General features: G+C 33.9%; 8 protein-coding genes and 1 pseudogene. All 9 read right to left on the bottom strand.

Going from position 1 to position 6,287, the window contains the following annotated elements:
• A pseudogene (locus tag E1171_RS09730) lies at positions 1-404 on the bottom strand (MutS-related protein); the annotation flags it as partial.
• 22 nt (positions 405-426) lie between these two features.
• Positions 427-1,227 carry a class I SAM-dependent methyltransferase gene (locus E1171_RS09725; RefSeq protein WP_155205812.1) on the bottom strand — a complete coding sequence of 267 codons (801 nt, stop codon included), beginning with the start codon at positions 1,225-1,227 and terminating at the stop codon, positions 427-429.
• A gap of 31 nt (positions 1,228-1,258) precedes the next feature.
• Positions 1,259-2,023 (bottom strand): carbon-nitrogen hydrolase family protein, encoded by a 765-nt coding sequence (locus E1171_RS09720; RefSeq protein WP_155205811.1) that lies wholly within the window; start codon positions 2,021-2,023, stop codon positions 1,259-1,261.
• A gap of 103 nt (positions 2,024-2,126) precedes the next feature.
• Entirely contained in the window at positions 2,127-2,588 is a 462-nt protein-coding gene (locus E1171_RS09715; RefSeq protein WP_155205810.1) for a DinB family protein, read from the bottom strand.
• 67 nt (positions 2,589-2,655) lie between these two features.
• Positions 2,656-3,489 carry a tetratricopeptide repeat protein gene (locus E1171_RS09710; protein ID WP_155205809.1) on the bottom strand — a complete coding sequence of 278 codons (834 nt, stop codon included), beginning with the start codon at positions 3,487-3,489 and terminating at the stop codon, positions 2,656-2,658.
• Positions 3,486-4,004: a hypothetical protein gene (locus E1171_RS09705; protein WP_155205808.1), complete on the bottom strand. Its 519-nt coding sequence runs from the start codon at positions 4,002-4,004 to the stop codon at positions 3,486-3,488. Before E1171_RS09705 ends, E1171_RS09710 begins: the two co-directional genes overlap by 4 nt.
• Before the next feature lie 233 nt (positions 4,005-4,237).
• Complete coding sequence (locus E1171_RS09700) at positions 4,238-4,729, bottom strand: DinB family protein (RefSeq protein ID WP_155205807.1); 492 nt, start codon at positions 4,727-4,729, stop codon at positions 4,238-4,240.
• Between the two features lie 66 nt (positions 4,730-4,795).
• Entirely contained in the window at positions 4,796-5,278 is a 483-nt protein-coding gene (locus E1171_RS09695) for a GNAT family N-acetyltransferase (RefSeq protein WP_155205806.1), read from the bottom strand.
• Between the two features lie 43 nt (positions 5,279-5,321).
• Complete coding sequence (locus tag E1171_RS09690) at positions 5,322-5,888, bottom strand: cysteine hydrolase family protein (RefSeq protein WP_155205805.1); 567 nt, start codon at positions 5,886-5,888, stop codon at positions 5,322-5,324.
• Positions 5,889-6,287: the final 399 nt, after the last annotated feature.

Raw genomic sequence — 6,287 nt, 5'->3', positions numbered from 1 at the left:
TTTGGAGGCTTCAAATATTTATCATGAAAAAGATTAGTAAGGTAATAAGTCTCAAAGTCATTCAATTTGGATAACTGTTGCTGAATTTTTAAACGGAGAGCTTCATTTTCTGAAAATTCCTTAATCAGTTCTTCCTGGTTTTTCACCCCCTCTTCATTGGTAGCAAAAGCTCTTAGCTTGTCATAAAGCAATTGTTGCCCCGGCTTCGAATAAGTTCTGTCAAGGAACATATACAATTCCTCGAAATCCAAATCATTACAAGTCTTTTCGGATAATACATGAAAACTATTCGAATGATCTCCATTTAAGAAGTATTTACTTATAAGTTCAAAATTAAAACGTTCTTCCTTGAGGTCTCCAAATGCTCTTTTTAATTTTTTCTCTTTCTTTTTTCTAAATAACATACAACCCTTTTACTCTCAAAATCTATTTCTTCTCAGCCACAATAGCGTAAACCATTGGAATCTTATTTCCCATATGTTTTATTCTAAATTTGTTGGGTTCAAATTCAGTAGTATGGTTAAAGCAGTTATAGGGAGAATAGTCAAACTCATCTAAACCTTTAATTTCCAACCCCTGCTCTATTAAATTATTTACTACTTCACCTATTCCATGGTTCCATGTTACGAACTCTTGATTGATTGCTGCTTCCCTATCCGCATAAGTAACTGATTCACTCTCTCTTATAGGACCTGACTTCAAGTAATTATAATGCACCTTTTGAAAGTCATCATCAAACATCCATACTACTGGATGAAACTCTACAAAGACTAATTTTCCTCCAGGTTTTAAAAATTGGGAAATTAGGCTAGCCCATTTATTCAGATCTGGCAACCATCCAATCACCCCATAACTGGTATATACAATATCAAATTCTTCCTCCAAAAAATGAGGAATATCGTAAACATTACAACAGATAAATTTACAATCTGAATTTGTTAAAGAATTCAATTCTTTTGCTTTTTGAATCGCCTTGTCTGACAAATCTACACCGGTAGCTTTTGCTCCAAGTCGACTAAGAGAAATCGTATCTTGTCCAAAATGGCATTGCAGGTGAAGAACAGACTTTCCCTTAATTTCACCCAATAATTTTAATTCAATTTCATTCAAAGAGGATTTTCCTTTTATAAAACCTTCGTTATCATAAAATTCCGAATCAAAGTGTACCTCCGTACGGTTATTCCAGGAGGCTTTATTAATTTCAATGTAATCAACCGTTTCTTCCATAATCATTAATGTCTTTTCACTAAAAAGAATGTTACCGGGTATTTAATCGATCCTTTTCACCTATTCTAACATTTTGCTTTTTCCAGGAACCCTCTTGACTTTCTACCACAACCAGCCCCCTACTATTTTCCTCCATAGCTGTACATAACTCCCCATCATTAGTCCAAAAAGCACTTTTTCCTCCTGCTGTTAGACCCCAGCAATCTCCTGAATAGTTTGACATGAGAACATTTAGGGAAAAACTTTTGGCATAATTACCTAAAACTTCATGTCCCTTTGAAATTCCTTTTCCAGAGAAAAAGATACTGCAAACGTAAATTGTACTTCTATTCTGATGAGCTTTCTCAGGATGCAAAGGATTATCTATATCAGCACAAATAGCAAAAGAAACCCTTTCCCTACCTATTTCAAGAATAGGGTTATAATCAAAAGAGGATTCAAAAAATTGCTCTTCACCCTGGTGCAGGAATTGTTTTGTATAAATGGAAAGGGAACCATCCGGTTTTAAAATAAATGACCCAATATATAAATCCCTTTGAATTTTGATAGGAGCCCCCACCACAATTATCATTTTAAAAACAACAGCAAGTTCCCTTAACTCATCTAATCTGGGATCCTCCCTTGAGAAAGCTAAACTTTCTGCTTTTTCACGTGTGTAACCCGTAAGAGACATCTCGGGAAAGACGATTAAATCCACTTTAGATTCTGCTGCTTTTTTTATCCAATGGATATGCTCACTTAAATTATCGAAGATGTTCCCTTCTATAGAATTCACCTGTGCTGCTGCTAAAATCATTTTGATAAAATTTCAGGGTAAAAATTAACTTTATGTTTCTTTAAATGGTATTTGTAAAACTTCGCAAACATTAGTTCAATTTATTACCACAAGAAGATTTCTTTCAATATTGTCCTTCATTTCTAGCTTTTATTTGTCTTAGATGGTGTTCCATATGATTTACATAATCTTCAATGAGGAATCTTAAATTAACCTCTTGCTTATTGTGAAGGGTAACAGGAAAATCTAAAGTCTCCACCGCCTGTAATTCAATTATTCTTAATATCCGTTGGTTTATAGCCAGGAATAATTGAAGAATCTCATTCAAATCGGAATTCTGGTAATCATTTATCCTCACCAATTCCACTTGGTTATATTTTCGGACTAAATAAGGTTTAGACTCAAAAGGGATCTCCGTAAAACGTTGTAAATTGTTTATCCCAGAATCTATCAAATGACCCAGAATTTCTTTTTTAGACCACTTTTCGGCCGAAGGCTTCTCACCAATCTCTGCTAAAGGAGAGGATGTAAAAAATTGTTTTACTTCTTGAATTAAATGCTCAAGTTTGATTTTTGTTTCTTTCATATTATACCTATTACCCTTCTAAAAAGTCTTTCACATTTTCAGGAAAAAGTTTAGGCGATTCTCCAACCTAGGTATCCTTATTAGCCTTTTCCAACTCATCTTGGATGTCTTCCAAATATACCTTATCATAGGGATGTGTATAAGGGTCATACATATTCCGCCTTCCCACATACAAATCTTGAGATCTTTGGAGGCATTCTACATACTTCTCCTTGTTACCTAACTTTTTATATACCATTCCAAGATAATATTGATTCTCTGCGATTTCATTTCCCTGAGACTGTTTGACAAAAGCTGAAATAGCCTTTTCATACCTGCCTAATTCAAGATAAAGAACGCCCAAATGTAGGTAATCATAAATTCCAGCAAAATAGTCCTTTTCTTTTAACTTCTCCTCAATGATAGAAATAGCCCTTTCCTTTTGCCCAAGTGCTTTATAACAGATTGCTTTTGCTATGGATAAATGATAAACCCCATTTACAGAATATCCCACATCGTAATTTACCAACTTCTCAAAATTTTCAATATCCTCAATGGCCCCTTTATAATCTCGAAAAAATTGATAACGACACCATCCACGAGCACCCAAATGGGCTTCGGGGTTTAAAGCCACTGCTTTATCAATTAAATTTTTCCAAGTAATAAAATCACCACTTTTAAGATAGGCAACTGACTTTTCTCGGTAGGCATAATCAAAAGTAGAGTCAATTCCTATAGCTTCATCAAAGGCTTCCTGATACTCCCTACTAAACTGATAATGTCCTTCTCTCTTTTTAGCTTGCATGCACGCTAAATATTTCAAGGTATCTCCCTGGTATCTATAGGCCTCACAATTAGGCTGAGAGAATAAAGGAATCGAAAAGAATAATGAAAAAATAAAAATCAAAATTGAATTTCTCATGGCAATATTTCTTTTATTTCACCTTTTTCCATTTTAAATATGAGATACTGGTAATAATCCCTGGCATTGTCAGTATCGGGTAATCTTTTCCAACCCGTCAAGCCTTTGGTGATTTGTAATAATTGATCGGTTATCAAAGGATTAAAAGATTTCTCCTGAAAGTCATTATCCATCTGCAAAAGGCGAAATCTACCCGTTTTCCCTTTACAATTCACCACAAATCTTATTCTAATTAATCCGGATTCCCCTTCCCTTGAGAGAGGATTATATTTTTCTCTAAACACCTTCTCCAAGGCTCTCTTTTCCCCTTCATACTGCAGTCCCATGGAGAAATTAAAATATTGGGCAACTTTTTCCCCATTACAAGCCTTGAAGTCCGGATCATCCACCTCCGGATCAAATTTACTATCCCCCACCCACCTCAGGTACTTACTTTTTTGTTGGCTAGATTCATCTTTACTCTTTTGGCACCCAAATAGAAATATTACAATAAAAGGGAATATAATTTTATTCATATTAATAATAAAATAATGTTTTTAAATAAGGAAAAAGTTAAAAAGAGAATCATTGTACCTCAAATAGGAATAACCTATACAGCTTGTAACTCTTTCCCTTGTTACAATTACCTTTGTGCTGGCGGTAAAAAATGCCTCAATTGAATTTTCCCATTTCTCTAATCTTGAAGTTACCCATTCAATATCTTATGATTTCCTTTTAATGAGTTTAGGCAAGAATCCAACTACGATTTTTATAGGTTCTGGTCATCATGGTTAATCAATAAATTGATTAACCTAATTTGCCCTAAATGATAAATATCATGTTGAATTATTCCTTCTATTAAAAATTGAAAATCATATTCCCGACCAGGGACTTGGCCCTTTAAAAAGGAAGAGGTTCTATCAGAAAGAAGATCTATGATCTTTGTTTGAGTTTCATTAAGATTCTGCATCATTTTCTCCCACCCTTTGATAGTTCCTATATGAATATCAGGCCAATCCATAGGTCCATTCAAAGGGATGTCAAATTCTTTATCTCCCTCCAATTTTTTAATAGCAAAAATTCGCCAATTAATTACATGTTGCACCAATCTGCCAATGGAATTACACCCAGTAATAGGAGGTTCATTTACCACTCCAAGATCCAGAGCATCTAATTTTTGAATCACAGATTCTCCATACCATGGATTTCCTTCAAAAATATTCCTCAACTTCAAAATCAATTGCCTTACTTCATTCTCCATTAGTAAAGTTAGTTTTAAAATTACAGATAACGGTTTGGATACAAATCATTTACAATCAGGCGTTAATTATAATTCTTTGTACATAATAAAGGCATCCACATAACCTAACTTCCCATGCCTAAATCCTTTTGGAATTTTCCCTATGATCTCAAAACCATATTTCTTCCAAAGTCTTACAGCTGTATCATTTGTACTGACGACAATATTGAATTGTATAGCCAAATACCCGAATTTCTTTGCAAAGGTTAAAGAATGTTCACAAAGCATTTTCCCAATCCCCCTCCCTTGATAATGGGGATGAACCATATAACTACAATTTGCTATATGGGACCCCAAATCAATTTGATTTGGTTTAATAATGTAGGTTCCAAGTATTACGCCATCTTCTTCAGCCACAAAGGTGCTTATATTGGGTGAAAACCAATGTCTTTCTAGCTCTCCCCTTCTTGTTTTGGAACTGAAAACATAGGTATCTTCAGAACTAACCACTAGTCTAAAGATCTCCCAAACAGCATTATAATCGTCCAAATTTGCCTGCCTTATGTTCATTTAACCGAAGCCTTCAATTTTCATAAAAAGATCTAACTTTCCCCTAAATACTTTTTAGTAGCTTTTTACTATCGATAACTGTAGCAAATTCTTCATGAAGATTAGCCAACGTAGTTTGATGAATCAACTCAGCACTATATTTTTCTCCATTCACCCCAAGTCTATCAAAAGTTGCCGTAGCATCCGAAATAAGAAAAGTTTCATAACCATAATTACCAGCCATTCTGGTAGTGGTGGAAACATAGTGATTGGTTGTCAAGCCAAGGATAACTACGGTTCTGATTTCCAACTGATCTAATCTTTCTTTTAGGTCAGTACCAATAAAAGCACTATTTACCTCTTTGGTGATCACGATTTCATCATCCAATGGCTTAACATCATCTTTAATGGCAAACCCTGGTTGTGAAGCATGCAATTTCGAATTGGGATTTTGGGAACTGTGTCTGATATGGAAAATGGGTAATTTTAATTCCCTCCATCTCTTTAAAATTTGCCGTGCGTATTTCTCAGCATTTTTATTATTTCTATTCCCGCCCCAATAAGCCTCATCATCAAAAGCTGTTTGGATATCAACAAGGATCAAAGCAGGATCTTTTTCTCTCAATTTCATCTAAAAATAATTCAAAAACAGATCGATTTAACCTACAGTCTGAATTCACCAGATTTCTTTAAAGTAAAAAGTAGGCCATTATTAACATTTGGTACGTAAAGTATTCAACCAAAAAGTTAAATCAAAGCTTTAAAAAGTTTTCTTATGAAATATTTTTTTTACTCACATAGTTTCACACAGATCTCTTTTTAGAAAAAAATAGAATTCCAACTATTTTAATTAGCTCATCTGCTAAAAGGGAGAAATAATCCAATATTTACAACTTGTATCAATTACCTCTTACTGTAATATTTTTTTTTCAAATAAACTTACTTTTTTTCGATAATTAAGTATTATTACCAAAATCAAAATTTAAAAATAATGCTAAACAACCACAAAAATGCACTCATTTTCATTATA

It is taken from the genome of Xanthovirga aplysinae, from assembly GCF_009711365.1.
GTDB classification, from domain to species: domain Bacteria; phylum Bacteroidota; class Bacteroidia; order Cytophagales; family Cyclobacteriaceae; genus Xanthovirga; species Xanthovirga aplysinae.
This window is presented reverse-complemented; position numbering and strand designations above follow the sequence as displayed.

What these genes read in the sequence shown, in the direction of transcription:
- E1171_RS09725 (WP_155205812.1), bottom strand. Translation starts at nt 1,227, where the DNA reads ATGGAAGAAACGGTTGATTACATTGAAATTAATAAAGCCTCCTGGAAT.
- E1171_RS09720 (WP_155205811.1), bottom strand. Translation starts at nt 2,023, where the DNA reads ATGATTTTAGCAGCAGCACAGGTGAATTCTATAGAAGGGAACATCTTC.
- E1171_RS09715 (WP_155205810.1), bottom strand. Translation starts at nt 2,588, where the DNA reads ATGAAAGAAACAAAAATCAAACTTGAGCATTTAATTCAAGAAGTAAAA.
- E1171_RS09710 (WP_155205809.1), bottom strand. Translation starts at nt 3,489, where the DNA reads ATGAGAAATTCAATTTTGATTTTTATTTTTTCATTATTCTTTTCGATT.
- E1171_RS09705 (WP_155205808.1), bottom strand. Translation starts at nt 4,004, where the DNA reads ATGAATAAAATTATATTCCCTTTTATTGTAATATTTCTATTTGGGTGC.
- E1171_RS09700 (WP_155205807.1), bottom strand. Translation starts at nt 4,729, where the DNA reads ATGGAGAATGAAGTAAGGCAATTGATTTTGAAGTTGAGGAATATTTTT.
- E1171_RS09695 (WP_155205806.1), bottom strand. Translation starts at nt 5,278, where the DNA reads ATGAACATAAGGCAGGCAAATTTGGACGATTATAATGCTGTTTGGGAG.
- E1171_RS09690 (WP_155205805.1), bottom strand. Translation starts at nt 5,888, where the DNA reads ATGAAATTGAGAGAAAAAGATCCTGCTTTGATCCTTGTTGATATCCAA.